This is a genomic window from Couchioplanes caeruleus (genome assembly GCF_003751945.1).
GTDB classification, from domain to species: domain Bacteria; phylum Actinomycetota; class Actinomycetes; order Mycobacteriales; family Micromonosporaceae; genus Actinoplanes; species Actinoplanes caeruleus.
In genome coordinates, this window is the sequence record NZ_RJKL01000001.1 from 6640146 (window position 1) to 6666880 (window position 26735).

Sequence of the window (26735 nt, forward strand, 5' to 3'; positions counted from 1 at the left end):
CGGGGTACGACGTTTTACAGGCCGGGCACCTCTTCACCCGCTTTCGGTGGCGGTGGCGGGCTCCCGTCCCCGAACGGCCGCCCGCCGAGCCGCTCCCGACCGTGCTCCTCGAGCCACCCCGACAGGTCCGGCCCCGCCGGGACGATGCCGGTCGGGTTGATGTCGCGATGCACCTCGTAGTAGTGCCGCTTGATGTGGACGAAGTCGATCGTGTCCCCGAAGCCCGGCGTCTGGAACAGGTCCCGCGCGTACGCCCACAGCACCGGCATCTCGCTCAGCTTGCTGCGATTGCACTTGAAGTGCCCGTGGTAGACCGCGTCGAAGCGCACCAGCGTCGTGAAGAGCCGCACGTCGGCCTCGGTGATCGTGTCGCCGACCAGGTAGCGCTGCCGCGAGAGCCGGTCCGAGAGCTCGTCCAGCCGGTCGAAGAGCCGGTGGTACGCCCGCTCGTACGCCTCCTGCGACCCCGCGAAACCGGCCCGGTAGACGCCGTTGTTCACGTCCTTGAACACGTACTCGCCGACCTTGTCGATCTCCTCCCGCAGCTCCGGCGGATAGAGCCGTGGCGCGCCCTCGCGGTGATGTGCGGTCCACTCCAGCGAGAGGTCGAGGGTGATCTGCGCGAAGTCGTTCGTCACCACCTGCCCGGTCGGCACGTCCACGATCGCCGGCACGGTGATGCCCTTGTCGTAATCCGGGAAGCGCGCGAAGAACGCCTCCTGCAGCCGCTCGATACCGAGCACCGGGTCCCGCCCGCCCGGATCCAGGTCGAACGTCCAGCTCCGCTGGTCGTGCGTCGGCCCGGCGACCCCCATCGACAGCACGTCCTCGAGGCCCAGCAGTCGCCGCACGATGATCGCCCGGTTGGCCCACGGGCAGGCGCGGCTCACCACCAGGCGGTACCGGCCCGGCTCCACCGGATAGCCGTCGCGGCCGTCCGCGGTGATCCGGGTGGCGATGTAGCGCTGGTCACGGGTGAACTCACCGGACTCCGAGACGTAAGGCATGGACTCATCATTCCCCTGCGAAGACAAGATCAAAGGCAGATGTCGTAGCGGGGTGGTGGGTACAGATCGCTGCTCCCGCCGAGGACCGGGGCGGGCCGAGCAGGGCGCGGGGCGCCCAGAACGCTCGGCCCACCCCGGCGACCTGCGTGAGTGGTTGCGGTCGAGAAGCGGAGACCCGGCCCGAAGGGCCGGGTCTCCCTGGTGAGGTGGTCGGTTCGCGGACGCTGGATGGGGTGCGGGCGCTGGTGAGGTGGTCAGTCGCGGGCGCCGGTGAGGTGCGGGCGGCGGGCCAGGATCAGGCCCAGCGCGACGTAGCCCACCAGCAGGTGCGCGGCTCCGACGAACCGGCCACCCGACGCGCCGAGGATGCCGATCGCCGGGACGGCCACGACCGCCCAGCTCTCCGCGACGAGCGGCCAGGCGCGGGCCACGCCCCGCCAGCGGCCGGCGAAGGCGATCTTCACGCCGATGACGAACATGCCGAGCATCGACAGCGGCCAGAACGCGTCCAGGACGGCCAGCCAGGTGTCGTCCCGGAAGGCGGGCACCAGGCCGTGCAGGGCGGTCCAGACGGTGGCGAGCGTCAGCAGGACGTACTCCGTTCCGAGCAGGCCCCGGGCGAGGCGGGAGGTGCCCGTCGCCGCCGTCCGCAGCTGCGTGGTGACCAGCGCGAACAGCGAGAGCTGGAACGGGAGCGCACCCAGGTCGCTGATCGTGATGTCGAAGCTGTCCGTCGACTGCGGGCTGACGGCCGCCATCGAGGCGGCCCAGACGAGCGAGCCGGCCGCGACGGCGATGCCCGTGCGGCGGACCTGCCGGGCGGTCGTGCCGGCCGGGGCCGCCGTGGTGACGTCGGTGCGGGCCTGCGCCGGGGCGGTGGTGATCGTCATGTCGTTCTCCCTGCGGAAGTGGGTGGTCGTCGGTGACGGGGAGAACTCTTCCGGGGACGCGTCCCGGGCCGGCAGGGCCGCGCGCCCCCGACCGCGTCCCGGAGAATGTCCCGGGAGATCCGGGACACCGGTCCTCGGGCCCGCGGGACGCCTGCGCTGCGACGATGAGCCGGTGACCTCGCAAGCACCCCCGCGCCCGCGCGTGACGCCGGCCGCCGCTGCCGCGCCCCGGCGCGTCCTGCCGGCGGTCGTGGGCGTCGCCGCCGTCGCCCTCGCGCTCGCCGCGGTGGCGGCCGCCGCCGTCATCGACGCCGCCGTGCCCGCCGCGCACCGCGCCGCCACCCAGCTCGACCTGGGCTGGGTCGCCGGAGTCGCCGGGGCGTTCCTGTGCGCGCCCGGTGCGCTGCTCCTGCACCGCCTACCGCGCCATCCCGTCGCGTGGGTGCTGCTGATCACCGGCGTGCACTGGGCCGTGGACGGGCTGGCCTGCGCCTGGCTGGCGTACGCCACCCTGAGCGATCCGGCGCTTCCCGGCGCCGGCCTGGCCTTCTGGCTCTATCAGCGGCTCGGTGCCTCGCTGCTCCTGTCGTTGCCGCTGATCCTGCTGCTCTACCCGGACGGGCGGCTGCCGCGCGGGCGCTGGCGGGTGGCCGCGCTCGCGGGGCTGGCGAGCACCGCGCTGCTGCCGCTGGTGCTGTTGTTCACGCCGTCGACCGTGGCGCAGGCCGACTCCGGTGTTCCGCTTCCGGCCGCGTTCGCCGGCCTCGATCTCGATCCCACCACCATCGGCCTGCCCACGTCCGTGTGGGCGCCCGTGCTGGCCTTCGCCGGTGCGATGGTGCCGGTCAGCCTGGTCGTACCGTTCGCGGTGGTTCTGGGCCGCTACCGGCGGTCCGCGGGCGACCCCCGGCGCCGCGCCCGGATGCGCTGGCTGCTCTGGGCCGCCGTGGTCGACGTCCTGGTCATGCTCGCCATGCTCGTGCTTCCGCAGGCCTTGACGTCGATCGGGCTGACCGCGGCGGTGGGCCTCACCGGGATCGCCCTCACGGTCGGCATCGTCGCGCCGCAGTTGGTGGACATCGACCGGCTCCTCGGCGGCACCATCCTGTACGCCGCCATGGCCCTCTCCGTGCTGGTCGTGGACGCCTGCGTGCTGGGCGTGGCGAGCACGGTGCTGGGGGAGCGCCTCGCCGAGCGCGACGCCGCCGTGCTGGCGCTGCTGCTGGTCACCGCCGTGTACGGCCCCCTGCGCCAGCGGCTGTGGGTTCTGGCGCGCCGGCTCGTGCGCGGGCGCCGCGACGACCCGTACGGCGTGGTCGCCGGCCTGGCCGAGCAGTTGGAGCGGCAGGACCGCCCGGAGGAGCAGCTCGTCGCCGTCGCCCGCAGCGTCGCGGCCGCGTTCAAGGTGCCGTACGTGGCGGTCGAGGTGGACCGCCCCGGCGGAGAGAGCGTCGTGGCGGCGTACGGGACGGCCCCGGGCGATACGCAGGTGCTGCCCATCGCCTACCGGGATGAGACCGTCGGCCGGCTGGTGCTGCCGTCGCGGCGGGCGTCGCTGTCCGCGCGCGACGGGCGGCTGCTCGGCGACATGGTGCGGCAGGCGGCGATCGCGGCGCGGACGGCGTACCTCGCCGCCGAGCTCCAGCGCGGCCGGGAGCGGATCGTCGCGGCGCGCGAGGAAGAGCGGCGCCGGCTGCGGCGCGACCTGCACGACGGGCTCGGGCCCACGCTCGGCGGCGTGGCCTTGCGCATCGACACGGCCCGCAACCTGGCCGCCCGCAAGCCCGAGGAGGCGGACCGGCTGCTGCGCCAGGCCCGGGAGGACGTGACGACGGCTCTGGCGGACGTCCGGCGGCTCGTGCACGACCTGCGCCCGCCGGCCCTGGACGACGTCGGCCTGCTGGGCGCCGTACGCCAGCAGGCCGCACGCCTGCGCGTACCGGGCCTGACCGTGACGGTCGAGGGTGAGGATCTCGAGGGGTTGCCCGCGGCGGCGGAGGTGGCCGCGTACCGGATCGCGTCCGAGGCCCTGGCGAACGTGGCCCGGCATGCCGGCGCGGCCACGGCGAAGGTCCGCCTGTCCCGCGCGGGCGACGACCTCGTGGTCGAGATCGCCGACGACGGCGTGGGCATCCCCGCCGGCACGCCCACCGGCGTCGGCCTGGTGTCGCTGCGTGAGCGCGCCGCCGAGCTGGGCGGCGACTGCCGGATAGAGTGCCCGGACGGCGGCGGCACGGTGGTCACCGCCCGTCTGCCGCTGGGACTCGGCGCGGAGGTGGCTCATGGGTGACGCGATCAGGGTGCTCGTCGCCGACGACCACCCGATCTTCCGGGACGGACTGGCGATGCTGCTCGCCTCGGTCGACGGCATCGAGGTGGCCGGCACGGCGGCGAACGGGCGCGAGGCGGTCGCGGAGGCCGTCCGCCTGCTGCCGGACGTGGTCGTGATGGACGTGCAGATGCCGGAGCTCAACGGCGTCGAGGCCACCCGCGAGCTGGCGACGCGCGCCCCGGACGTCGGCATCGTGGTCCTGACCATGTCCGAGGACGACGGCACGGTCTTCGCGGCCGTGCGCGCGGGCGCCCGCGGCTATCTGGTGAAGGGCGCGGAGCAGGAGGAGATCGTCCGCGCGATCACCACCGTCGCGTCCGGCGGCGCCGTCTTCGGCGCCACGCTCGCGGCCCGCATCGCGCAGTTCTTCGCCGCCGGCCCGCCGACGCCGACGACCGCGTTCCCGCAGCTCACCGCCCGCGAACGAGAGATCCTGGACCTGCTGGCGGCGGGCCGCTCCAACGGCCAGATCGCCGCGGCGCTCTATCTGTCGCCGAAGACCGTACGCAACAACGTCTCCACCGTCTTCGCCAAGCTCCAGGTGGCCGACCGCGCCGAGGCGATCGTCCGGGCCCGGGAGGCCGGTCTCGGGCGGTAGCCGGGCGTTTCTGTCAGGGCTGGTTGATGGCTCCGGGAATCGGTTCCTATCTCGCCCGCTGGACCAAGCGACGTGGGCGAGCACCGGCGGAAGCACGGCCGCCGCCCCGGTGGTGTCCTCCGACCGTCGGAGCCCGGCGAGGATGACGCCCAGATGGTCAGCCGCCCCGGGCACGGAGCGGGGGGATGCGGAGCAGTCCAGACAGCCGCTCGTCCTCGTCGGACAAAGCAGGGTCCGCGCCCAGGGTTTTTGTCGGTCCCCGGGTCTAGCGTCTACAGGTGCCCAGACAACCCTGAGGAGGGACGAGATGGACAAGGTGGTCCACTTCGAGGTGCCGTTCGACGACGCCGAGCGCGCACACGGCTTCTACCGCGAGGCCTTCGGTTGGCAGCTTGCGACGATGCCGGAAATGTCCTACACGATGGTCACCACCACGCCGACCGACGACACCGGCGGCCCGGGAGAGCCCGGCGGCATCAACGGCGGCATGATGGCCCGCCAGGGGCCGATCACCTCGCCGGTCATCGTCATCGGCGTCGAGGACCTCGACGACAGCCTGGCCCGGATCGAGAAGCTCGGCGGCCGGGTCGAGATCGGCCGCGAGCCGGTCGGCGACATGGGCTTCGCGGCCTACGTCCGCGACACCGAGGGCAATCTGATCGGTCTCTGGCAGAGCGCCTAGGCAGGCCACGGCCGGTCTCTCGGAGCCGCCGGAGAATTTCTCGCCCATCCTCGGCAGAGGATGTCGAGAACGCGGCCCGCGGTCCGACCCAGCGGCGAAACGCGCCCGCAGCGGCGGGCGACGACATCTGGGAGACGCGATGAGATACATGCTGATGATGTTCGGCGACGGCGCCACCATGGCGGAGCAGCGCAGTCCCGAGTGGGTCACCGAGATGATCGCCTTCATGGGCGCCTTCAACGCCGAGCTGGAGAAGTCCGGCGAGCTGGTCCACGCCTACGGTCTGGCGGACCCGGCCACCGCGAAGACGGTGAGCCTTTCCGGCGCCCAGGTCGTGGTGACCGACGGCCCGTTCGCCGAGGCCAAGGAGTCGCTGGCCGGCTTCTGGATCTTCGACGTGGCGGACGAGGCCCGCGCGATCTCCCTGGCCGGGCAGGTCGTGGTCTGGGCCGAGCGGGTCGAGCTCCGCCAGGTGCCGGACGCACCTCCCGAGCGGTGACCCATCCGGGACCGGCGATCGAGGGCCTGCTGCGCGAGCTGGCGCCGCAGGTCCTCGGCATCCTCGTGCGTCGCTACGGTCAGTTCGACGCTGCCGAGGACGCGGTGCAGGAGGCCCTGCTCGCGGCCGCCCTGCAGTGGCCCGGCGCCGGCGTTCCGGACAGTCCCCGGTCGTGGCTCGTCACGGTCGCCGGTCGCAGGCTCGTGGACGAGTTTCGCAGCGAGAGCGCCCGCCGGGCCCGCGAGGCGAACGCCGCGCTGCTGGAGCCGATCGAGCCCGGCGGCGTACCGGACACGGACGACACGCTGACGCTGCTGTTCCTCTGCTGTCATCCCGCTTTGTCCGCGCCGTCGCAGCTCGCCCTCACGCTGCGGGCCGTCGGCGGACTCAGCACCGCCGAGATCGCCCGGGCGTTCCTGGTGCCGGAGGCCACCATGGCGCAGCGGATCAGCCGGGCCAAGCAGAAGATCAGGAAGAGCGGTTCCGGCTTCGCGCCACCCGCGGCCGACGATCGCTCCGCCCGGCTGCAGGTCGTCCGACAGGTGCTCTACCTGCTCTTCAACGAGGGGTACACCGCCAGTTCCGGGCCGGGTCTGCACCGGGCCGACCTGACCGCCGAGGCGATCCGGCTCACCCGGCTGCTGCACCGGCTCTCCCCGGACGGCGAGACCGCCGGGCTGCTCGCGCTGATGCTGCTGACGGATGCCCGGCGGGCCGCACGCACGGACGCGCAGGGCGCCCTCGTGCCGCTCGACGCGCAGGACCGGACGCGGTGGAACCGGGAGCTGATCGCCGAGGGCGTGGCCCTGGTGTCCGCGACGCTGGGGCGGTGGCCGCTCGGGCCGTACCAACTGCAGGCCGCCATCGCCGCCGTGCACGACGAGGCGCCGGCCGCCGAGCGGACCGACTGGCCGCAGATCCTCGCCCTCTACGAGGTCCTCGAACGGGTCGCGCCCGGCCCGGTGGTCACGCTGAACAAGGCCGTCGCGGTGGCCCGGGCCCGCGGGCCGCTCGCCGGACTCACCGTGCTCGCCGAGCTGGACGGCGACGAGCGGATGAAGGACAACCATCGCCTCGAGGCGGTCCGCGCCCACCTGCTGGAGCTCGTCGGCGACGCGGCCGCCGCCCACGCCGCCTACCGGAGGGCCGCCACGATGACCGCGAGCCTGCCCGAGCAGCGCTACCTCATGCTCCGCGCCGCCGAGCTGGCTCCCACCCCGGACCCGACCCGCTCCGCGCGCCCGGCCTGACGGCCCCGATCGGCGCTTCACGAGTGGTGACACCCGGGACCGGGCGGCGCTGCGCGGGGGAGTGGTGATCCCCGAATCGCGGCGGCCCTTCGTGGCGGGCTGGTGGGGCTGGTCCGTGGGGAGATCCGTACCTGACCCGAACATCGCGACGGGCGTTGCGCGGGCAGAATGGGCGCGTGAGCGATGCATCCTCCAAGGGGCTCGTCCTGGTCGTCGAGGACGAGCGTCCCATCGCCGACCTCGTGCGCATGTATCTGAGCCGCGACGGCTTCGGCGTGCACGTCGAGCACGACGGCACCGCCGGGCTGGCCGCCGCGCGGCGGATGCGGCCGGTGGCCTGCATCCTCGACATCGCGCTGCCCGGCATGGAGGGCACCGACATCTGCCGCCGGCTGCGGGAGGACGGCGACTGGACGCCGGTCGTCTTCCTCACCGCCCGCGACGACGAGGTCGACCGGATCCTCGGGCTCGAGCTCGGCGGCGACGACTACCTGACCAAGCCGTTCAGCCCGCGGGAGCTGGTCGCACGGGTGCGGGCGCTGCTGCGCCGGGCCGCCGGGCCGCCCGACGGGGGCCGGGTGCGCAGCCTCGGCCCGGTCTCCCTCGATCCCACCCGCCGGCTGGTCACCGTGGACGGCGTGGCGCTGTCGCTCACCCCGACCGAGTTCGACCTGCTCGGCCACCTGTTGCACCGGCCCGGGCGGGTCTTCACCCGGGAGGAGCTGCTGGCCGGCGTCTGGGGGTACGCGTCGCATGCCGGCACCCGTACGGTCGATGTGCACGTCGCCCAGGTGCGCGCCAAGCTCGGCTCCGCCGCGGGGGTGATCCGCACCGTGCGTGGGGTCGGCTACACCGCCGATGCGTAGATTCTTCTCCACCCTGGCAGGGCGGACCGTCCTGGTCACCGCCGCCACCGCGGTCGTCGCCGTGATCATCACCGCGCTGGTGGCCCTGCCGATCGCGGCCCGTTCGGCCAACAACGCCGCCCGGGTCGAGCTGATGGAGAAGTCCAAGCTGGCCGTGGAGTTGCTCAGCGCCGAGAAGCCCGCCCCCCGGGCGCGCATCGTCGAGCGGCTGCGCGAGAACGACATCGACATCTACCTCGTGCGGCGTGGGGTCGTCGACCGGCCCGGGCTGCCGACGCGGGTGATCGAGCAGGTGGCCGCGGGTGCGGTCGTCGAGACCCGGGGCGTCGTCGGCGGCCGTACCGTCCTGATCGCCGGGAGTCCGCTGCGCGGCAACAACAGCGGCGTCGTGCTCACCCGCCCCGCCCTGCCGGGTACGGCCGGCCGCGTGCTCAGCGGCGTGTGGGTCGCGCTGCTCGCCGGGCTCCTCGGCGGGGTCGGCGCCGGGGCGTTGCTCGCCCACTTCACCGCGCGGCCGTTGCGGCAGGCGGCGGTCGCGGCCGGGCGTCTGTCGGCCGGGGACCGGTCGGTGCGGCTGGCGGTGCGCCCGCCTGTGGAAGCCGCCGAGCTGGCGTCGGCGCTCAACCAGCTCGGCGCGGCGTTGCAGATCAGCGAGGGCCGGGAGCGTGACTTCCTCCTCTCGGTCTCCCACGAGCTGCGGACGCCGCTCGCCACGATCCGCGGGTACGCCGAGGCCCTCGCCGACGGCGTCGTCGACGCCGAGGGCGCGCCCAAGGCGGGCGAGACGATGCTCGCCGAGGCGGATCGGCTCGACCGGCTCATCTCCGACCTGCTCGTGCTCTCCCGCCTGGAGGCCGCGGACCTGCCGGTGGACGTCGTCCGGGTCGACCTTGTCGACGTGGTCGGTGCGGCGGGGGAGGCGTGGGCGCCGCGCTGCGGCTCCGACGGCCCTCGGCTGTCCGTCGAGCTGCCCGAGACGCCGATCGTGGTCGACACCGATCCGGGCCGGATCCGGCAGGTGATCGACGGGCTGTGCGAGAACGCGCTGCGGGTGGTGCCGGCCGGGGCGCCGCTGGTGCTCGCGGTCCGGGCGGGGGAGCACGGCGGCGTGGTGGAGATCCGTGACGGCGGGCCCGGCTTCACCGACGACGACCTCGCGGTGGCCTTCCAGCGGGGTGCGCTGCAGCAGCGGTACCGGCACGTCCGCAAGACCGGCAGCGGTCTGGGGCTCGCCCTCGCCGCGCGGCTGGTCTCCCGGCTGGGCGGGACCATCGAGGCAGGTCACGCGCCCGAGGGTGGCGCGATGTTCACGGTGATACTTCCTTACGCTCCTCGAACATGACGCTGATCCGGTCCGTGCACGCCGGGCGGAGGCTGAGCGGCATGACACGAACCCGCATCGCGCTGACCGTGACCACGCTGGGCCTCGCCGGCCTGCTCGGGCTGACCGGCTGCGGCTCCGCCGGCGCGGGACCGTCCGCGGCGCCGGCCGTCGCGGCCGCGGACGTCACCGGGGAGGCGTACGCCCTGACCGAAGTCGGTTTCGAGACCGGCATGGAGGCCGCTCCCGCGGCGTCGGAGGAACCGAAGTCGGGGAAGCCGAAGGAGCGCAAGCAGGGCCTTCGCAAGCAGCTTCGCAAGAACATCCTGCACGGCGAGACCACCGTACGCGCGAAGGACGGCGTGCGGACGATCGTGGTCCAGCGCGGCACCGTCACCGCCGTGGACGGGCGGACCGTCAGCGTGCGGTCCACCGACGGCTTCTCCCAGACCTGGACCTTCGGCGACAAGGTCAAGGTCCTGCAGAACCGCAAGGCCGTGGACGTGAACACCCTCAAGAACGGCGTCGAGATCGGGGTCGCCGGGGCGAAGGACGGGGACCGGGCGACGGCGCGGCTCATCGCGATCCGCTAGGCGGTCTGTGGGTCAGGGCCCGCGCTCGGTGCCTCGAGCACGGGCCCTGCCCCGCCCCCTCAACAAAGTCACTGCAGAATCGTGCCCATCGGGGAGAGCAGCAGCTTCCCGAAGGCCTCGGTGGTGCGGTCCAGCCGGCTGCGCTCCCGGGCGACGGCCTGCAGGTCGTGGCGGACGGACCAGAGCCGCTGCGCGTTGCGCCAGGCGACGTTGCGGGTGTACTCCACCATCTCGCCCTGCCAGAGGTCGTCGAGGTCGCCGTTCATCATGTCGATGAACAACTGCCACTTCTCCAGGTAGCCGCGGCGCAGGCCGGGGATCTGCTCGGCGAAGATGTCGTTGATCTGCAGGTAGTCGTGGTGCTGGTCGCTGTCGTCCACCGGGTAACCGCCCTGGTGGTCGAACGTGGTGACCAGGGCGAACGGCAGGTCGTAGTTGATGTGCGCGTTGACGCCGGCGGCGGCCGACGGCAGCGGGCGGGCGTCCGGGCCGGGTATCCGGTGGAAGAGCACGGACCAGGACTTCGGGCAGCCGGCGCTCATGTCCGACCACTGCCGCAGCGCGTCGAAATAGCGGGCGGCGAACTCGACGTCGAGGCGGGCGAGGAAGGCGGGGTCGGCGAAGCGGCCCGCGTAGAGCCGCTCGAGCACGCAGGTCGTGATCGTCAGATAAAGCCTGTTGAAGTCGGCGAGGGGATTGCTGACCAGCAGCGGCGGAACCCGTTCCAGCACGTCCTGGAGCTTGGTGAGCTGGTCGACCACGGCCGGGACGTCGTCCGGGTGACCGGACAGCACGTCGGCCATCTCCCGTCGCACGGGCCCCCAGACGGACGTCTCGGTGATCATGGATCCTCCACACGGCGGACTTCTCGGCGGAGGTCCTCAGCACCGCCCGGCGCCTCCCGGCTGCCGGGCGGTGCTCCCCCGAACGACTGTGAGCCTCTCACTGATGGACTACGCAGGGATCGGTAGAACGACGTATTCCGCGTACGTAGATAACGAAAAGGTCACGCCGCGCGGAGGTAGACCCGGCTGGCCTGCACCCGGGTACGTACCTGGAGCTTGTCGAAGATGTGGCCCACGTGTACGCCGACCGTGCGCTCGCTGATGAACAGCGCCTGGCCGATCTCGCGGTTGGTCAGCCCCTCGGCGACGGCCGCCAGCACCTCCCGCTCGCGCTCGGTGAGCATGCTCAGGCCGTCGTCGCCGCGTGCGGGGGAGGCGTGGGCGGTCTCCTCCTCGCCGGTCAGCGCCACCCGGGCCCGGGCGGCCACCTGGGTGATCTCGGCCGCGAACGGCCTGGCGCCCATCGCGCGGGCGGTCTCGTACGCCTCCCGGAGCGCGGTCGTCGCGGCGGCCCGCTTGGTGCGCCGGGCGAACGACGCCTCCGCCTGCCGCAGCCGCGAATAGGCGGCCGGGTACGGCTGCTTGCGCCGGTCCCACGCCTGCACGGCCCGCGCCCACAGGGACGGGTCGTTGCGCTGCTCGATCCGGCTAAGCTCGGCCGCGCACAGGTCGAGGTAGCCGTCGACGACCGCCCGGACCGGCGGCGCCGCGTTGCCGGCCCCCCGGGCCATCCGCTCGACCACCGCCTGCAGCCGGCGCACCGCGCCCGGGTCGACCGGAACCTCGCCGCCGGCCTGCGCCTCCGCCTCGGCCCGCAACCCGTGCCAGGCCAGCACGCCGAGCAGCACGAGGTCATCGGAGCGGGTCTCGGTGAGCCCGCGCTGGACCGCCGCCCGGGCCTCGGCGTGCCGCCCCTGCCACATGGCCAGCCCGGCCCGCAGCGTCAGCATCGGCAGCACGTGTCGGGCGCCGCCGCCGGCGAGGATCGTCGCGACGGCGTCCAGGTCCCGGTCGGCGCGGACGTCGCCGAAGCCGACCCAGAGCCGGCACCGGGCGAGCAGGATCTCCACCGCATCGGCGCCGGAGGGACGGTGCCGCATCGCGTCGTCGAGGACCTGGCCGGCCTCCGCCCACTGACCCACCCGGAACAGGCCGTTCGCCGCGATCGCCAGCAACCGCGTCTGATAGGTGCGGCCCTGGCCCATCGCGGCGAGCCTTTCCGCGCCGCGACGGGCGACGAGCACACCTTCCTCGATGTTGTTCAGCGGGTTGGTCAGCAGCTCGGCCAGATGCAGGTACGCACACCCGATGTCGTCCGGGTGCTTGGTGCGCTCGGCGATCTCCACCGCCTGGCGGATGACCGCGAGACCCGCGTCCGGATCCTCCCGGAATGCCAGGCTGAAACCCAGCGCGGCGCTCGCCCGGACCAGGTCGGCGGTCGAGCCGTCGGCGCGTTCGGCCAGTTCCAGGGCCTCCCGGGCGCGGTCGCCGGCGTCGGCGTACCGGCCGAGGTGCACGAGCAGTTCGGCGAGGTTGGCGGCCGCGCTCGCCTTCTCGCTGGCGCTGCACTCCGGGGACGCCAGGGCGCGCTCGTACTCGATCTCCGCGGTCGCGGTGCGCCCGGCGGCGGCGAGGTAGCGGGCCCGGCGCAGGTGGATCTCGCAGGCGCTCGGCCCGTCCGCGCGGACGGCGAGCAGCTCCAGCGTGGTCAGGGCGCGCTGGTGCTCGCCGCAGCGGTGGGCGGCCTCGGCGGCGTGCGCGAGCAGGTCGGTGCGCTGCGGGGAGTCGTCCGGCGCCAGCTCCAGGGCCAGGGCCCAGTAGCGGTGCGCCTCGGCGTAGCCGTACAGCCGCTCGGCGGCGCGGGCGGCGGCCACGACCGAGGGCAGGGCGCGGGCCGGCTCGCCGGCCTGCTGCCAGTGATGCGCCAGCCGCGCGTGGTCGGGGTCGCCCGGCATGGCCTCGATCGCCTCGGCGTAGCGCCGGTGCCGGGCGGCGTGCTCGGCGGGCAGGACCTCGTGCTCCAGGACCTCGGCGACCACCTGGTGACGCAGCCGGTAGCCGTCCGCCGCGCTGGTCAGGAAGCGGTGCGCGACCGCGGCCCGGACCGCCTCGATGAGCTCCGTCTCGGGCAGCGGCAGGACCCGGGCCAGCAGGGAGTGCTCGACCGGCTCGACGCCGGCGGCGACCGCGTGCACCACGTCGTGCGCGTGTGGGGGCAGCTCGTCGACGCGGGACAGGAAGATCTCCCGCAGGGTGTCGGACAGCTCGACCCGCCCGTCGCGCAGGTCACGGGCCAGTTCCTCGGCGACGAAGGGGTTGCCGCCGCTGCGCTTGAAGACCCGGTCGGCGTCCTCGGCCGCGACGCCGGTGCCGGCGATGGCCATGACCAGCTCGGCGGTCGCGTCCTGGTCGAGAGGGGCCAGGTCCAGCACCCGGACGGAGCGCAGCCGCCGCAGCTCCGCGAGCACGCGGCGCAGCGGATGCGCGCCGTGCAGCGACTCGGAGCGGACCGCGGCCAGCACCGACAGGTCGACGTCGCCGAGGCCGGCGAGCAGATAGAGCAGCAACTGGCGGGTGCTGCGGTCGGCCCACTGCAGGTCGTCGAGGACGAGCAGCAGCCGGCGGCCCCGGGCCAGCGAGCGCAGCTCGGCGGACACCCGCTCGAGCAGGGCGCCCGCGCCGTCCTGGGCGTCGACCGGGGCGGGACCGGGCTGGACGCCGGCCTGGCGCAGGGCCTGGAGGACGGGGTGCAGCGGCGAGGCGTCCCCGATGTCCAGGCAGGCACCGAGGAGCACGGCGGCGCCGGCCGCGCGCATCACGTCGGCGGTTTCGCGCAGCAGGCGGCTCTTGCCGACGCCGCTCTCGCCGGTCACGAACACCGCCGCGGTGCCGCCCGGGCCCGCGGCGAGCAGGTCGGCCTGGATCGACGTCAGGATGTCGGAACGTCCGACAAGTGGCGCGTCATCCCCTTCGCTGGCCATGCGTGGCAGCCTAGTGGGAACGCCGCTATGACGTTCTCGTCGGTTCGGACTGTTCTGCGTCACAAAGAACCGACGACGCGGCCGCTGTCATAGATACGTCATTCTGCTGATCCGCTGTCCCGCCCCGTCCTGGCACCGTTCTCTGCGCCAACGCAGTAAAGGGGGGCGTAGGGACATGAACAGATTGTCCGCCGGTGTCCGGTGCCGGCGACAGACGGTGACGGTGCTTTTCGTCGACATCGTCGGTTTCACCAGCATGGTCGACGAGTTGGACTGCGCCGACGTGCGGGATTTGCAAGTCGACTACTTCGAGGTCGTCTCGGCGGTGGTGCGGGACGAGGGCGGGGTCGTGGAGAAGTTCATCGGCGACGCGGTCATGGCGGTCTTCGGCGCGCACGGCCCCCGGGCCGGCACGCCGGACGGGGTACGCGACGCCGCCGCGGCGGCGGTCCGGGCGGGGCTGGGTGTCCAGGAGGCGCTGCGGGGGCGTCTTCTGGCCGGCCGGTTCCCGGTCCGCACCCGGGTGGGGCTCGCCACCGGCGACGTGATCGTCGACCTCGACGCCACTCGCGACGGCGGTTACGGGATGGTCAGCGGCAGCGTCGTGGCCACGGCGGCCCGGCTGCAGGCCTGTGCGCCGCACGACACCGTGGTGGTCTGCGCGGCGACGCAGAACGCCTCCGACGGCGCGGTCGCCTACCAGGAGCTGCCGCCGGTGTCGCTGGCCGGCAAGTCGGCCCCGGTGGAGCTGTGGCGAGCCCTGGACCCCCAGGAGGTGCCGGCGCAAGCACGCGCCCTCGAGCCCTGCCGCTGACAATCCTTCAGCGCGCTCGGGCAGCGCCGATAAAGGCATCGTGGGTGCCTCGCCTTCCGTACCGGTGGAGCCGGCCGCGGTGCAGTCGGAGCTCGGCGATGCCGCCGGGCTCCAAGTGCTGGGCGAGCTCGGCCGCGGCGCGCAGGCCATCGTCTTCCGGGTCCGGCACGCGGGCACCGACTATGCCCTGAAGATGCTGCTGAAGGCGCCCGGCGCGGCGCGGCTGATCGCACCCCAGCGAGGCAGGGGCCAGGAGGAATCGGCTCAGCCGGCCCCGCCCGAGGAACTGCGGGAGTTCCGCCGCCAGGCCGCCGTGCTCGCCTCCATCAACTGCCCCAACCTGCCCAGGGCCCACACGACCGGCGAGGTCGCCGGCCGGCCGTACGTGCTCATGGACCTGGCCGAGGGCCAGTCCCTGGCCCGGCGGTTGCTGCGCGGGCCGGTGCCGGAGCGGCACGCGGTCTCGGTCGGCGCCGACATCGCGGCCGCGCTCAGCGCGGCGCACGAGCACAACCTGGTGCACCGCGACATCAAGCCGGAGAACATCATCATCACCGGCGAGGGCGCGGCCCACCTCGTCGACTTCGGGCTCGCCACGGCCGCCGCCGGCGAGGGGGTCGGGCCGGACGACGCCATCGCCGGGACGCTGACCTACTGCGCGCCCGAGCAGAGCGGCATGCTCAACCGGCCCGTCGACAACCGCTCCGACCTGTACGCCCTCGGCGCCGTGCTCTTCGAATGCGTCACCGGCGCGCCGCCGTTCGCCGCGGACGACGTCGGCGAGCTGCTGCACCTGCACGCCACGGCGCCGGTGCCGGATCCCCGCGCGCTGGCTCCGGGCCTCGGCGCGACCTTCGCGGCGATCATCATCCGGCTGCTCGCCAAGGACCCGGACGACCGCTACCAGAGCGCCGCCGGGCTGCTGGCCGACCTGCGCCGCCTCGGCGCCGAACCGGCCGCGGCCTTCGCCCTCGGCGAGCAGGACGGGCCGGTCGTCCCGTTCGAGCCGCCGCTGACCGGGCGTGACGCCGAGCTTGAGACGCTGCGTGAGCTCTGGAGCGAGGCGATGGCCGGCAAGGGCGGCGTCGTGACCCTCCAGGGGCCCACGGGGTCCGGCAAGACGCGGCTCGCGGCCGAGCTCGCCGCACTGGTGCGAGCCACCGGTGGCGTGGTATTGCAGGGCGGCGCCTCGTCGAGCGACAGCCGCCCGATGGCACCGCTGCGGGCGGCCGTCGACGCGTACGTGAAGGAACTGCTCAAGCGGCCCGGTGGTCGCGCCGTCGCCAAGGCCACGCTGCGTGCCGCCGCCGGGCAGAGCGCCGGCCTGGTCACCAGCCTGTCGCCGGCGCTCGCGGACGCGCTCGGCGTGCCGCAGGTCTCCGGCGAGATCGGGCAGGGCCGGCACGCGGCGGCCGTCGCCGACCTGCTCACCGGCCTCACCCGGGCGGCCGGGCCGGTGCTGTTGCACCTCGATGACGCCCAGTGGTTCGACGACGGCACCCTGCGGGTCCTGGAGCAGCTCGCGGCCGGGGTCTCCGGCGTACCGATGCTGATCGTGACCAGTGGGCGTCCCGGCGAGGGCGGGGAGGCCGCGGTGCGGATGCGGCCCGGCACCCGGGTGACCGACATCTCGCTGCCCGCGCTGACCGTCGCGCAGGTCGCCGACCTGATCGGTGCCCTGTCCGGCGGCGTACGGCTGCCCGAGGACGGCGCCACCGAGATCGCACTGCTGACCGGCGGCAATCCCTTCGCGACGATCGTCTACGCCCGGGCCGTGCTGGACGCCGGCCTGCTGACCCCGAACTGGGGCACCTGGGAGGTCGACGCCGAGGGCGTGCGTGACCTCGCGCTGCCCGCGGACTCGGCCCAGCTGGTCCTGCGCCGGATGGGTGCCCTCGACGCCGAGAGCCGCCGGCTGCTCGGCATCGCCGCCGTGGTCGGCACGTCGTTCGCCGCCGACATCGTCGCCGAGGCCGCCGGGCGGGACCTGCGCCGCGTCCTCGACGTCCTCACCGACGCGGGCCGCCAGGGCCTGGTCGCGTACGGCGACGGTACCCACCGCTTCCTGCACGACAGCATCCGGGTCGCGCTGCTCGCCGACATCGACGAGGACGACGTCCGCGACCTGCACCAGCGGATCGCCGACGCCCTCGACCGCCGGCCCGACCCCGACGAGTACGCCCTCGCCCGCCACTGCGTGCTGGGCCGCCCCGAGCAGGCGTCCGGCCGGATGCTGCGCGCCTGCACCGCCGCCGGCGCCCGCGCCCTGGCCGAGCACGCCCCGGACACGGCACTGACCTACCTGGAGTACGCCCGCGACACGGCGAAGGCCAGCGACGTGGCGCTCGGCAGCGGCTTCAAGGAGCTCCTGGGCACGGCGTACCACCAGAACGGCCGCTTCGACGAGGCGGTCGCGTTGCTCACCGAGGCGCTGGCCGAGGCCCCCGAGGGCACCGATCGTGCCCGCATCCACCTGCTGCTCGCCCGCGTCCACGAGAGCAGCTGGAGCGGTGCGGCCCAGATGCGCGCCGTGGAGCAGGGGCTCGCCGAACTCGGCCGGCCGCTGCCCGCAAATCCGATCGTGCGGGTGCTCACCGGACTCTGGCTGTTCTTCGTGGGCTGCTTCACCCGGGTCACGCGGCTCGGCTACGGCACCGCCAGGGGCGAGCGCCGCGAGTTGCTGCGGCTGGAGTCGAACCTGTACCACTACGGCGCCTCCAGCAGCGTCCGTACGCTGCGGCCGGCCCACTCGCTGTTCTACGCGTTGCGCATGCCGTACCCGATGAACCGCCTGGGCCGCTCGCCCGAGCGGGCCCGCGACCTCGTCGCCCTCACCCTGCCGTTGCGCATGGCCGGGATGCACCGGCTCTCGGACCGCATCGCCGCGTCGTCGTCGCGGATCGCCGGCGACCTCGGCGATCCCACGCTGGCGGCCCGCATCGAGTGGATCACCGCCATCGCCGTGCACGGCAGCGGGGCGGACTCCGGCGAGCGGGTCCGGCAGGTGCTGGTCGAGCGCGAACGGTTCCTCGACGCCGGGCTGATCCTCGACTGTTACGCCGTCCTCGGCTGGGACTGGCTGCTGCGCGGCGAGATCGCCGAGGCCGAGGACGCCTGCGCCGGGCGCCAGAAATGGCTGGACGCCGGAGGACACGGCGACCGCAGCGCCGTCGTGGCCGTCGACGCGGGGATGCTCGCCATACGCGGCCGGGCCGGCGAGGCGCTCGCCCGGCTGAACCGGGCCGGGGACACCCGGGAGATCCACGAGATCGTCGACATGATCGTGGCCCGGATGCTCGCGGCCATCGAGCGCGACGACCTGGGCAGCGCCTTCGACGACGCCGTCGCCGAGTTCGACGGCCTGGGCCTGCGCCCGTTCGACGTGCTGCCCGCGCAGCACTCCTACTACGTCTACCGCGCGTACGGGCGGCTCGAGCAGGCCCGCCGCGCCGCGCCCGCCGAGCAGGAGCGGGCGATCGCCGCGGCCGAGGCGGCCGTCGGGATGCTCGGCCAGGTCACCAAGCGGCCCGTCGTCGCGGCGCACCACCGGGTGGCGAGCGCGGCGCTCGCCGTGCTGAAGCCCGGCCACGCCGGTCAGGCCCTGGACATCCTGGGCAAGGCCGAGAAGCTGCTGCGCGCGGTCGACGCGCCGCTGACCTCGTTCGAGGCCGCCCTGGTCCGCGCCCGCGCGCTCACCGTCCTGGGCGTGGCCGGCGAGGCCGAGCGGCAGGCCCGCATGGCCGCCGGCATCGCCGAGGACCGCGGCTGGCCGCACCGGGCCCGCCGGGTCGCCGCCGAGTTCCGGCTCGACGCCGGCCGGCGCAACCGGGTGCCGGTCGTCGCCGCCCGGGGCCGCGCCGGACAGCGCTGGGCCGCCCTCGAGCATCTCAGCAACGCCGCGTCACGGGTCATCGACCCCGAGCGGCTCACCCGGGTCGCGCTCGACGAGACCGTCCGTCTGCTCGGCGCCGAGCGCGCCCTGCTGTTCCTGGTGGACGCCGACAGTGGTGTGCTGGCGCCGTACGTGGGACGCGACGCGGGTGGCCAGGACCTCGCCGAACTCGCCGGCTACAGCACCACCGTCGTGGACAGGGTCCGGCACAGCCGCGAGCCGCTCGTGGTCACCGGCACCGAGGAGGGCGCCGCCATGGGCGCCGACAGCGTCGTGCAGTTCGGCCTGCGCAGCATCCTGGTCGCCCCGCTGGAGCTGGACGACCGCCTCCTCGGCGTGGTCTACCTGGACAGCCGGGTCGCCAAGGGCGTCTTCACCGTCGACGACGTGGACGTGCTCACCGCCGTCACCCACCACATCGCGGTCGGCCTGGAGACCGCCCGGGCGGCCCAGCTCGAGGTGGCCGTCGCCGCCGCCAACCGTCAGCGCGACCTCGCCGAGACCCTGCGCCGGGCGATGGCCCGGCTCAGCGGCACCCTCGACCCCGAGCTGGTGCTGCGCCGGCTGCTGCTCACCGCGCGGCAGACGCCGGGCGGCGAGCGCGGCTGGCTGCTGCTCGGCACCTCGGCGTCCGCCGAGATCACCATCCTGGGCGACTCGTCCGGCCCGTTCACCGTGCGCCCGGCCGAGCACCCCGCGCTGCTCGCGCTCCTCGCCAACCGCCAGGCCGACATGATCTCGGGTACGCCGGCCTGGGCGTCCGCGCTCGGCGACTACGCCGGGGCGAGCTGGCTGACCGTCACGCTGGACGACCGGGAGGGCGCCGTGGGTGTCCTCGTGCTGGCCTCGGAGCGGGCCGGCGCGTACGCCGCCGCCGACCTCGGCGTCGCCGCGGCGCTGGTGAGCCAGGGCATGGTGGCGTACGACAACGCGCGGCTGTTCAGCCGGATCAACGAGCTGGCCACCACCGACAGCCTGACCGGGGTCGCCAACCGGCGGCGGTTCTTCGAGCTGGCCGAGAGGTCGCTGGGCGCCGCGCGGGCGGCCGGCAGCCCGGTCACCGCCCTGATGGTCGACATCGACCATTTCAAGCGCATCAACGACACGTACGGCCACCAGACCGGCGACGACGTCATCTGCGCGGTGGTCACCCGGCTGCTGGCCTGCCTGCCGCCGGACGGCATCGTCGCCCGGTACGGCGGCGAGGAGTTCGCCGTCCTGCTGCCCGGGGTCCGCGAGGACGGCCCGGCGCTGGCGGAGAAGCTGCGCACCGCGATCGACGGCGCGCCGCTGGACACCCGTACCGGTCCGATTCCGGCGACGATCAGCGTGGGCCTGGCCCGGCTGCGGTCGACCGACACCACCCCGGACGCGCTCCTCGGCCGGGCCGACGCGGGCCTGTACGAGGCCAAGCAGGCCGGCCGCAACCGTGTGATGGCTCACGATGAGTGACATTCGTCCGTTTGGTGCTCCTCTTCGAGGGGGCGTTCCCGGTCGGCCTCACCAAACTCGTCGCACCTCCCCGGTAGGCTCGCCGCGTCGTTGACGGCCCGCCACCGCTGGAGGAGTAGCACCTCGTGACTGCGCAACAGGAGATCCTCTACGGGGCCGACGACCTCACCCACCTCGAGGGTCTCGACGCGGTGCGCAAGCGTCCCGGCATGTACATCGGCTCGACCGACAGTCGGGGGGTCAACCACCTCGCCAACGAGATCATCGACAACGCCACCGACGAGGGCGTCGCCGGCCACGCCACGCAGGTCGACGTCACCCTGCATGCCGACGGCTCGGTGCAGGTCGACGACGACGGCCGCGGCATCCCCACCGACATCAACGCCAAGTCGGGCCTGACCGGCGTCGAGCTGGTGCTCACCCGGCTGCACGCGGGCGGCAAGTTCGGCGGCTCCGGCTACAAGACCTCCGGCGGTCTGCACGGTGTCGGCGCGTCGGCGGTCAACGCGCTGTCGCTGCGCTTCGACGTGACCGTCCGCCGCGACGGCAAGGTCCACGAGATCTCCTTCCAGCGCGGCGTGCCCGGCGTGTTCGCAGGCGACGGCCCGGCGGCGAAGTTCCAGGCCGAGCCGGGGCTGCGGGTCGTGCGCAAGATGAAGCGGGGCGAGAGCTCCGGCACGTCGATCCGCTACTGGTACGACGCGCGGTACTTCGAGACCGGCGCGCGGCTCGACGTCGACATCGTGCGGACCAAGCTGCGCAACACGGCCTTCCTGGTGCCCGGCGTGGCGTACGTGCTGCGCGACCTCACCGGCGAGGCACCCGCCGAGGAGACCTTCCACTACCCGCAGGGCCTCGGCGACATGGTGGAGTTCCTGACGCCCTCGGGCGACAAGCCGGTCTCCGGCATCCTCATGGTCACCGGCGAGGGCACCTACAAGGAGAACGCCGCCGACGCCAACGGCGTGATGCAGTCCAACGTCGAGCGCCGCGCCCAGGTGGAGGTCGCGTTCCGCTGGGGGACCGGCTACGAGCGCACGGTCGAGTGCTTCACCAACACGATCCGCAACGTGCACGGCGGCACCCACCGCAAGGGCTTCGACCGCGCCCTCGTGCGGGCACTGAGCGAGGCGGTCCGCAACGCGCGCGGCCTGCTCAAGCCCAAGGAAGACGCACCGGTCCTGGACGACTACCTCGAGGGGCTCACCGCGGTCATCCACGTCCGGGTGCCCGAGCCGCAGTTCACCTCGCAGACCAAGGACGAGCTTTCCACCGCGGGCATCACCCGCGTGCTGCAGGGCCTGGTCGAGCAGCACCTCAAGCAGTGGATCGACGACCGGCGCACCAAGAGCGAGGCGCGCACGGTCCTGCAGAAGGTGGTCGACGCCGCCCGGGTCCGGCTCACCCAGAAGCAGCAGAAGGACGCGGCCCGCCGCAAGACCGCCCTCGAGGGCGCCTCGATGCCGCCGAAGCTGGTCGACTGCCGCTCCACCGGCATCGACCGCAGTGAGATCTACATCGTCGAGGGCGACAGCGCGCTCGGCACCGCCCGGATGGCCCGCAGCTCGGAATACCAGGCGCTGCTGCCGATCCGCGGCAAGATCCTCAACGTGCAGAAGGCCAGCCTCCAGCAGGTCCTCGACAACGCCGAGTGCTCGGCCATCGTGCAGGTGCTCGGCGCCGGCTCGGGCCGCACCTTCGAGCTGAGCACGATGCGCTACGGCCGCGTCATGATCATGGCGGACGCGGACGTCGACGGCTCGCACATCCGGACGCTGCTCATCACGCTCTTCGCCAAGTACATGCGACCGGTGATCGAGAGCGGCCGGCTCTTCGCCGCGATGCCCCCGCTGCACAAGGTGGCCACCAAGGGCCGCAACCCCGAGACCGTGTACACGTACACCCAGCAGGAGATGGAGGCGACCGTCGCCCGGTTCGAGAAGGCCGGCAAGACCGTCGTCAAGCCGGTGCCCCGGTTCAAGGGTCTCGGCGAGATGGACGCCGACGAGCTGTGGGACACCACCATGAACCCCGCGACCCGGACGGTCCGGCGGATCACCCTCGACGACGCCGAGCGCGCCGAGGCCACGCTGGAGCTGCTGATGGGTGAGCGGGTCGAGCCGCGCAAGAACTGGCTGATCGAGGCCGCCGGCCGGATCGACCGGGAAACGATCGACGCCTGAGGAACGGGTCACAGACATGGCACGCCGCAAGAACGAGCAGTCCCGGGTGGACCTGTCGGCCTTCGACCAGGCCGGGGCCCGGGTGATCGACAACCCGATCACCACCGAGGTCGAGGACTCCTATTTGGAGTACGCCTACTCGGTCATCCACTCGCGCGCCCTCCCCGACGCCCGCGACGGGCTCAAGCCGGTGCACCGGCGCATCCTCTGGTCCATGCAGGAGCAGGGCCACCGTCCCGACCGGGCGTACGTGAAGTCGGCCCGCGTCGTCGGCGACGTCATGGGTAAGTACCACCCGCACGGCAACCTGGCGATCTACGACGCGATGGTCCGCCTCGCCCAGGACTTCTCGCTGAACGTCCCGCTGATCGACGGGCACGGCAACTTCGGCTCGCCCGACGACGGCCCGGCCGCCGAGCGCTACACCGAGTCCCGGATGTCGCGCGAGGCCATGCTGCTCGTCGGGGAGCTCGGCGAGGGCACCGTCGACTTCAAGCCCAACTATGACGGCTCCGAGCAGGAGCCCACGGTGCTGCCGGCGGCGTTCCCCAACCTGCTGGTCAACGGCACGTCGGGCATCGCGGTCGGCATGGCCACCAACATGATCCCGCATAACCTCGCCGAGGTCGTCGCGGCGGCGCGGCACCTCATCACCGACCCGGAGGCCGACCTCGACACGCTCATGCGCTTCGTGCCTGGCCCCGACCTGCCCACCGGCGGGCAGTTGCTCGGGCTGGACGAGGTGCGCCGGGCATACGAGACCGGCCGCGGCGTGGTGCGCATGCGGGCCCGCGCCACGACCGGCCCGCTGGAGGGTGGCCGCGGCCGGCAGGCCATCACCGTGGTCGAGCTGCCGTACGGCGTCGGCACCGAGAAGATCATCGAGGCGATCACCGACGAGGTGAAGGGCAAGCTCGTCACCTCGGGCCCCCGCAAGGGCCAGCGACAGGCCGCGCGCCTGCAGGGTATCTCCGACGTCAAGGACCTCACCGACCGCGAGCACGGCACCCGCCTGGTCATCGAGTGCAAGGTCGGCGTCAACCCGCAGGCGCTGCTCGCCGACCTCTACCGGCTCACGCCGCTGGAGAGCTCGTTCGGCATCAACAACCTCGTGCTGGTCGACGGCCAGCCGCAGACCCTCGGGCTCAAGGCGCTGCTGGAGGTGTTCCTGGCGCACCGCTACGAGGTGGTCACCCGCCGGACGACGCACCGGCGCACCAAGCGGCAGGACCGGCTGCACCTCGTCGACGGCCTGCTCATCGCCCTCATCGACATCGACCGGGTGGTGGCGATCATCCGCGGCAGCGACGACGCCGCCGCGGCCAAGGCGAGCCTGATGAGCGAGTTCGGGCTCACCGAGATCCAGGCCAACTACATCCTGGACACCCCGCTGCGCCGGCTGACCCGCTTCGACCGCATCGAGCTGGAGGCCGAGCAGGAGCGGCTCAACGCCGAGATCGCCGAGCTGTCCCGGATCCTCGACGACACCGGCGTGCTCAGGCAGGTGGTCTCCGACGAGCTCGCCGAGGTCGTGGCCGAGTTCGGCGCGCCCCGGCGCACCACGCTCATCGACGGCGACCTCAAGGAGGTGCTCGCGGCCTCCGCCCCGGCCGGGCCGCTGGAGGTTGCCGACGACCCGTGTCAGGTGATCCTGTCGGCCACCGGGCTGATCGCCCGCACCGCGGCGGAGAGCGAGGAGGCCACCGAGGCGCGACGCCGCAGCGGCCGGGTCAAGCACGACGCCGTCCGCTCCGTCGTCCACTCGACCGCCCGCGGCCGGGTCCTGCTCGTGACCAGCGCGGGCCGCGCCTTCAAGACGGACGTGCTGCCGCTGCCGGTGTTGCCCGAGCAGTCCGGCACGGTCTCGCTGCGCGGCGGCATGTCGGCCTCGGAGCTGATCCCGCTGGAGAAGGGCGAGCGTGTCGTCGGCCTGGCCCCGCTACTGCCCGGCAAGTCCCCGGGCCTGGCGATCGGCACCCGCCAGGGCGTGGTGAAGGTGTGCGCGCCGGAGTGGCCGGTCCGCTCCGACGAGTTCGAGGTCATCACCCTCAAGGACGGCGACGAGGTCGTCCAGGCCACCTGGCTGACCGACGGCGCGGAGTCCCTCGCCTTCGTCACCTCCGACGCGTCCCTGCTGCGCTTCCCGGCCAAGCTGGTCCGCCCGCAGGGCCTCAAGGGTGGCGGCATGGCGGGCATCAACCTCTCCGAGGACGCCGAGGTGCTGTCGTTCCACGCCATCGACACCCGGGACGAGCAGCACGGCGAGCCGATGGTGGTGACCTCGACCGGCACTCAGGTGAAGGTGACCCCCTTCGCGGCGTACCCGGCGAAGGGCCGAGCCACCGGCGGCGTCCGGGTCCAGCGCTTCCTCAAGGGCGAGTCCCGCCTGGCGGTCGCCTGGGTGGGCCCCCGTCCGGTCGGTGCCAGCGCGACGGGCGACCCGGTCGACCTGCCGGAGCAGGATTCCCGACGCGACGGCTCGGGCGAGGCGGTGCTGATGGGCCCGCAGATCATCGGCCACCTGATCGAGCGCGGCTGACTCCGGCCGCACGCCCGGGGCCGTTCCTCCGGGCCCGCCCCGGTGCCGGGAAAGGTAATCACATGATCGATCCGACCGTCGCCGTCCGCATCGCCCGGCCGAGCCGGGACCTTGCCGCCGTCGAACGCTTCTATGTCGAGGGGCTCGGGCTGGACGTGCTCTACCGGGCCGCGGGCGAGACTCCCGGCGAACACGACCTCGTCATGCTGGGCTGGCCAGGTGCGTCCTGGCACCTGGAGCTGGTCGCCGGTCCGGGCGTGCCGGAGCCCGCGCCGACGCCGGAGGACCTGCTCGTGCTCTACCTGGCCGCGCCGGTCGACGACGGGATCCTGGAGCGGCTCGAGCGGGCCGGTGGAAAGCGCGTCTCCCAGGGCGAGTATTGGGATCGCTGGGGTGTCGCCGTGGAGGATCCCGACGGTTACCGCCTGGTGCTGTCGACCCGGAGCTGGTCCAACGACGCATAGGTCGCGACCCGGCGGGGAGGCCGGTGGCACATCGGGTCAGTCCGCCGCACCGACCCGGCGGGCGGCAGGCCGGTGGTTTCTCCGGCTCACCACACGGGGCGCATGCGGCCCGGAACGGCGAGCCTCGACAGGTCCTGGCGCAGGGCGGCCAGGCGTGCGGGGCCTAGCGCCGCGGCCCAGGGCCGGAGGATCTCGGCGGCGGCTTCGTCGGCCGCGCGGGTGCAGGCCCGGCCCTTCTCCGTCAGCACGACCAGCCGCGCCCGGGCGTCGTCCGGATGCGGCCGGCGTTCCACGTAGCCCTTCTTCGCCAGTTCCTCGACCATCTGGCTCGCCGCCTGCTTGGTGACGTCGAGGTGCTCCGCCAACTGCACGACGGTCGCGCCCGGCCCGGCGAGGCGGGCGAAGGCGAAGCCGTGTGCCGGACGGAGATCGGTGAAGCCGCGGGCGCGCACGCCCGCGTCGATGCCGTCCACCAGGGCCCGTGCCGCGCTCAGCAGCAGGACCGGCAGATCGAGGAGGCCACTTTCCACGGCACCAGTTTGACAGATACGTCAATCTGCTTGACCATATAGTCAATCTGCTTGACCAAACGAGGAGCGACCATGGCTGTGATTCGTGAACAGGACGTCGTCGAGCACCGGATGCACGGGGCGACCTTCCACTCGTATGTCGCCCCCTCGCGGGGCAGTCGCGAGCTGAGTGCGTGGCGGCTCGAGATCGCCGACGGGACCGTCGGGGTGCCGCACCGGGTCAGCCGCGAGGAGGTCCTGTTCCTGCTCTCCGGCGCGGTCACCACCACCATCGACGGAGAGACGGCGACCGTGCGGGCCGGAGAGGCCGCGTTCGTGCCCGCCGGGGCGCAGTTCGCCATCGACAACACGTCCGGCGAGCTCGCGACCGCCTGGGTGACCACGAGCGCCGGGTTGCGGGCGACGCTCGCCGACGGCACCGAGCTCAGCCCGCCCTGGGCGGCCTGAGCTCGGTCCGGGATCGGTGGAGGTCGCCCGCCGCGCAGCGACCGGCGGCCGCGCGGTCACGACGCGACGAGGACCGGGCGGCCTGTACGGCGTCCGGGATCGGTGGAGGTCGCCCGCCGCGCAGCGACCGATGGCCGCGCGGTCACGACGCGACGAGGGCCGGGCGGCCTGAGCGCGACCACGGCGACGGCGGCGCGACGACGACCGTCGGACGACGGCGGGCGGCGCCACGACGGGTGGGGCGGGGCGCGGGGTGCGGCCCTCCACCGCGGACGGGCGAGGGCTTACTTCGACGGCTCGGGGATGTCGCAGGTGATCTTCGGGTTGACCCCGAGCCAGTTCAGCGGGCCGGCCACCACGGTCACCATGACCGTGCCGGCCTCGGCGCAGCTGGTGTCGCCGGTGTCCTTGAAGTAACCACGCTCGAACGCGGCGATGGCGCCGAGCACCAGCCATATGACGACGATGATTCCGCCGATCGATCCTGCGCGCATCGGGGGCTCCTCAGCGAGGTGGGGGGACTGGCTCGCGACATACCCCGTACCCGACG

At 73.4% G+C, this 26735-nt stretch carries 20 protein-coding genes; 14 read left to right on the top strand and 6 right to left on the bottom strand.

Annotated elements, in window-relative coordinates:
• Nucleotides 1-14: 14 nt before the first annotated feature.
• A complete protein-coding gene (locus EDD30_RS29795; RefSeq protein WP_123678578.1) occupies nucleotides 15-1007 on the bottom strand; it encodes a glutathione S-transferase family protein in 993 nt (330 codons plus the stop codon).
• 254 nt (nucleotides 1008-1261) lie between these two features.
• On the bottom strand, nucleotides 1262-1897 hold the full coding sequence (locus EDD30_RS29800; protein ID WP_071808101.1) for a hypothetical protein: 636 nt from the start codon (nucleotides 1895-1897) through the stop codon (nucleotides 1262-1264).
• A gap of 172 nt (nucleotides 1898-2069) precedes the next feature.
• Here EDD30_RS29800 and EDD30_RS29805 point away from each other — a divergent pair, with 172 nt between their 5' ends.
• From EDD30_RS29805 to EDD30_RS29840, 8 genes are all read left to right on the top strand, one after another.
• Nucleotides 2070-4187, top strand: a complete 2118-nt coding sequence (locus tag EDD30_RS29805; RefSeq protein ID WP_148088161.1) for a sensor histidine kinase — start codon at nucleotides 2070-2072, stop codon at nucleotides 4185-4187.
• The gene (locus EDD30_RS29810; RefSeq protein WP_071804216.1) at nucleotides 4180-4827 is read left to right on the top strand and encodes a response regulator; all 648 of its coding nucleotides are present in this window, start codon (nucleotides 4180-4182) and stop codon (nucleotides 4825-4827) included. The genes EDD30_RS29805 and EDD30_RS29810 overlap by 8 nt, the downstream gene beginning before the upstream one ends.
• Before the next feature lie 307 nt (nucleotides 4828-5134).
• A complete protein-coding gene (locus EDD30_RS29815) occupies nucleotides 5135-5509 on the top strand; it encodes a VOC family protein (RefSeq protein ID WP_071804218.1) in 375 nt (124 codons plus the stop codon).
• Between the two features lie 139 nt (nucleotides 5510-5648).
• Nucleotides 5649-6008 carry a YciI family protein gene (locus tag EDD30_RS29820; protein WP_071804219.1) on the top strand — a complete coding sequence of 120 codons (360 nt, stop codon included), beginning with the start codon at nucleotides 5649-5651 and terminating at the stop codon, nucleotides 6006-6008.
• A complete protein-coding gene (locus EDD30_RS29825) occupies nucleotides 6005-7258 on the top strand; it encodes an RNA polymerase sigma factor (RefSeq protein WP_071804220.1) in 1254 nt (417 codons plus the stop codon). Before EDD30_RS29820 ends, EDD30_RS29825 begins: the two co-directional genes overlap by 4 nt.
• A gap of 176 nt (nucleotides 7259-7434) precedes the next feature.
• Nucleotides 7435-8124 (top strand): response regulator transcription factor, encoded by a 690-nt coding sequence (locus EDD30_RS29830; protein ID WP_071804221.1) that lies wholly within the window; start codon nucleotides 7435-7437, stop codon nucleotides 8122-8124.
• On the top strand, nucleotides 8117-9466 hold the full coding sequence (locus tag EDD30_RS29835) for a HAMP domain-containing sensor histidine kinase (RefSeq protein WP_084556229.1): 1350 nt from the start codon (nucleotides 8117-8119) through the stop codon (nucleotides 9464-9466). The genes EDD30_RS29830 and EDD30_RS29835 overlap by 8 nt, the downstream gene beginning before the upstream one ends.
• Entirely contained in the window at nucleotides 9463-10038 is a 576-nt protein-coding gene (locus tag EDD30_RS29840; protein WP_084556230.1) for a hypothetical protein, read from the top strand. The genes EDD30_RS29835 and EDD30_RS29840 overlap by 4 nt, the downstream gene beginning before the upstream one ends.
• A gap of 68 nt (nucleotides 10039-10106) precedes the next feature.
• Here the strand turns inward: EDD30_RS29840 and EDD30_RS29845 are convergent, their stop codons facing one another.
• Both EDD30_RS29845 and EDD30_RS29850 read right to left on the bottom strand, forming a co-directional pair.
• Nucleotides 10107-10883 carry a DUF5995 family protein gene (locus EDD30_RS29845; RefSeq protein ID WP_211277724.1) on the bottom strand — a complete coding sequence of 259 codons (777 nt, stop codon included), beginning with the start codon at nucleotides 10881-10883 and terminating at the stop codon, nucleotides 10107-10109.
• A gap of 161 nt (nucleotides 10884-11044) precedes the next feature.
• Nucleotides 11045-13864 (bottom strand): helix-turn-helix transcriptional regulator, encoded by a 2820-nt coding sequence (locus tag EDD30_RS29850; RefSeq protein WP_071804223.1) that lies wholly within the window; start codon nucleotides 13862-13864, stop codon nucleotides 11045-11047.
• Between the two features lie 175 nt (nucleotides 13865-14039).
• Between EDD30_RS29850 and EDD30_RS29855 the strand changes: the two genes are divergently transcribed.
• The 5 genes from EDD30_RS29855 (at nucleotide 14040) to EDD30_RS29875 (ending at nucleotide 25208) form a co-directional block, all read left to right on the top strand.
• Nucleotides 14040-14678, top strand: coding sequence for an adenylate/guanylate cyclase domain-containing protein (locus EDD30_RS29855; RefSeq protein WP_071804224.1), 639 nt, complete (start codon nucleotides 14040-14042; stop codon nucleotides 14676-14678).
• A gap of 40 nt (nucleotides 14679-14718) precedes the next feature.
• Nucleotides 14719-20022 (top strand): diguanylate cyclase domain-containing protein, encoded by a 5304-nt coding sequence (locus tag EDD30_RS29860; RefSeq protein WP_170208290.1) that lies wholly within the window; start codon nucleotides 14719-14721, stop codon nucleotides 20020-20022.
• Between the two features lie 125 nt (nucleotides 20023-20147).
• Nucleotides 20148-22205: a DNA gyrase/topoisomerase IV subunit B gene (locus tag EDD30_RS29865; protein WP_071808035.1), complete on the top strand. Its 2058-nt coding sequence runs from the start codon at nucleotides 20148-20150 to the stop codon at nucleotides 22203-22205.
• 16 nt (nucleotides 22206-22221) lie between these two features.
• Nucleotides 22222-24744 carry a DNA gyrase/topoisomerase IV subunit A gene (locus EDD30_RS29870; RefSeq protein ID WP_123678581.1) on the top strand — a complete coding sequence of 841 codons (2523 nt, stop codon included), beginning with the start codon at nucleotides 22222-22224 and terminating at the stop codon, nucleotides 24742-24744.
• 62 nt (nucleotides 24745-24806) lie between these two features.
• Nucleotides 24807-25208 (top strand): VOC family protein, encoded by a 402-nt coding sequence (locus tag EDD30_RS29875; RefSeq protein ID WP_071805797.1) that lies wholly within the window; start codon nucleotides 24807-24809, stop codon nucleotides 25206-25208.
• Nucleotides 25209-25294: 86 nt separating this feature from the next.
• On the opposite strand, the gene EDD30_RS29880 is transcribed toward EDD30_RS29875, so the two are convergent.
• A complete protein-coding gene (locus EDD30_RS29880) occupies nucleotides 25295-25738 on the bottom strand; it encodes a MarR family winged helix-turn-helix transcriptional regulator (RefSeq protein ID WP_071805798.1) in 444 nt (147 codons plus the stop codon).
• 72 nt (nucleotides 25739-25810) lie between these two features.
• On the opposite strand from EDD30_RS29880, the gene EDD30_RS29885 reads away from it, so the two are divergent.
• Nucleotides 25811-26185, top strand: a complete 375-nt coding sequence (locus EDD30_RS29885; protein ID WP_071805799.1) for a cupin domain-containing protein — start codon at nucleotides 25811-25813, stop codon at nucleotides 26183-26185.
• A gap of 284 nt (nucleotides 26186-26469) precedes the next feature.
• Here EDD30_RS29885 and EDD30_RS29890 read toward each other — a convergent pair whose 3' ends face one another.
• On the bottom strand, nucleotides 26470-26679 hold the full coding sequence (locus EDD30_RS29890; protein ID WP_071805800.1) for a hypothetical protein: 210 nt from the start codon (nucleotides 26677-26679) through the stop codon (nucleotides 26470-26472).
• Nucleotides 26680-26735: the final 56 nt, after the last annotated feature.

Coding starts and splice junctions, on each gene's coding strand:
- EDD30_RS29795 (WP_123678578.1), bottom strand. CDS start 1,007: ATGCCTTACGTCTCGGAGTCCGGTGAGTTCACCCGTGACCAGCGCTAC.
- EDD30_RS29800 (WP_071808101.1), bottom strand. CDS start 1,897: ATGACGATCACCACCGCCCCGGCGCAGGCCCGCACCGACGTCACCACG.
- EDD30_RS29810 (WP_071804216.1), top strand. CDS start 4,180: ATGGGTGACGCGATCAGGGTGCTCGTCGCCGACGACCACCCGATCTTC.
- EDD30_RS29815 (WP_071804218.1), top strand. CDS start 5,135: ATGGACAAGGTGGTCCACTTCGAGGTGCCGTTCGACGACGCCGAGCGC.
- EDD30_RS29820 (WP_071804219.1), top strand. CDS start 5,649: ATGAGATACATGCTGATGATGTTCGGCGACGGCGCCACCATGGCGGAG.
- EDD30_RS29835 (WP_084556229.1), top strand. CDS start 8,117: ATGCGTAGATTCTTCTCCACCCTGGCAGGGCGGACCGTCCTGGTCACC.
- EDD30_RS29840 (WP_084556230.1), top strand. CDS start 9,463: ATGACGCTGATCCGGTCCGTGCACGCCGGGCGGAGGCTGAGCGGCATG.
- EDD30_RS29845 (WP_211277724.1), bottom strand. CDS start 10,883: ATGATCACCGAGACGTCCGTCTGGGGGCCCGTGCGACGGGAGATGGCC.
- EDD30_RS29850 (WP_071804223.1), bottom strand. CDS start 13,864: ATGGCCAGCGAAGGGGATGACGCGCCACTTGTCGGACGTTCCGACATC.
- EDD30_RS29855 (WP_071804224.1), top strand. CDS start 14,040: ATGAACAGATTGTCCGCCGGTGTCCGGTGCCGGCGACAGACGGTGACG.
- EDD30_RS29870 (WP_123678581.1), top strand. CDS start 22,222: ATGGCACGCCGCAAGAACGAGCAGTCCCGGGTGGACCTGTCGGCCTTC.
- EDD30_RS29875 (WP_071805797.1), top strand. CDS start 24,807: ATGATCGATCCGACCGTCGCCGTCCGCATCGCCCGGCCGAGCCGGGAC.
- EDD30_RS29885 (WP_071805799.1), top strand. CDS start 25,811: ATGGCTGTGATTCGTGAACAGGACGTCGTCGAGCACCGGATGCACGGG.
- EDD30_RS29890 (WP_071805800.1), bottom strand. CDS start 26,679: ATGCGCGCAGGATCGATCGGCGGAATCATCGTCGTCATATGGCTGGTG.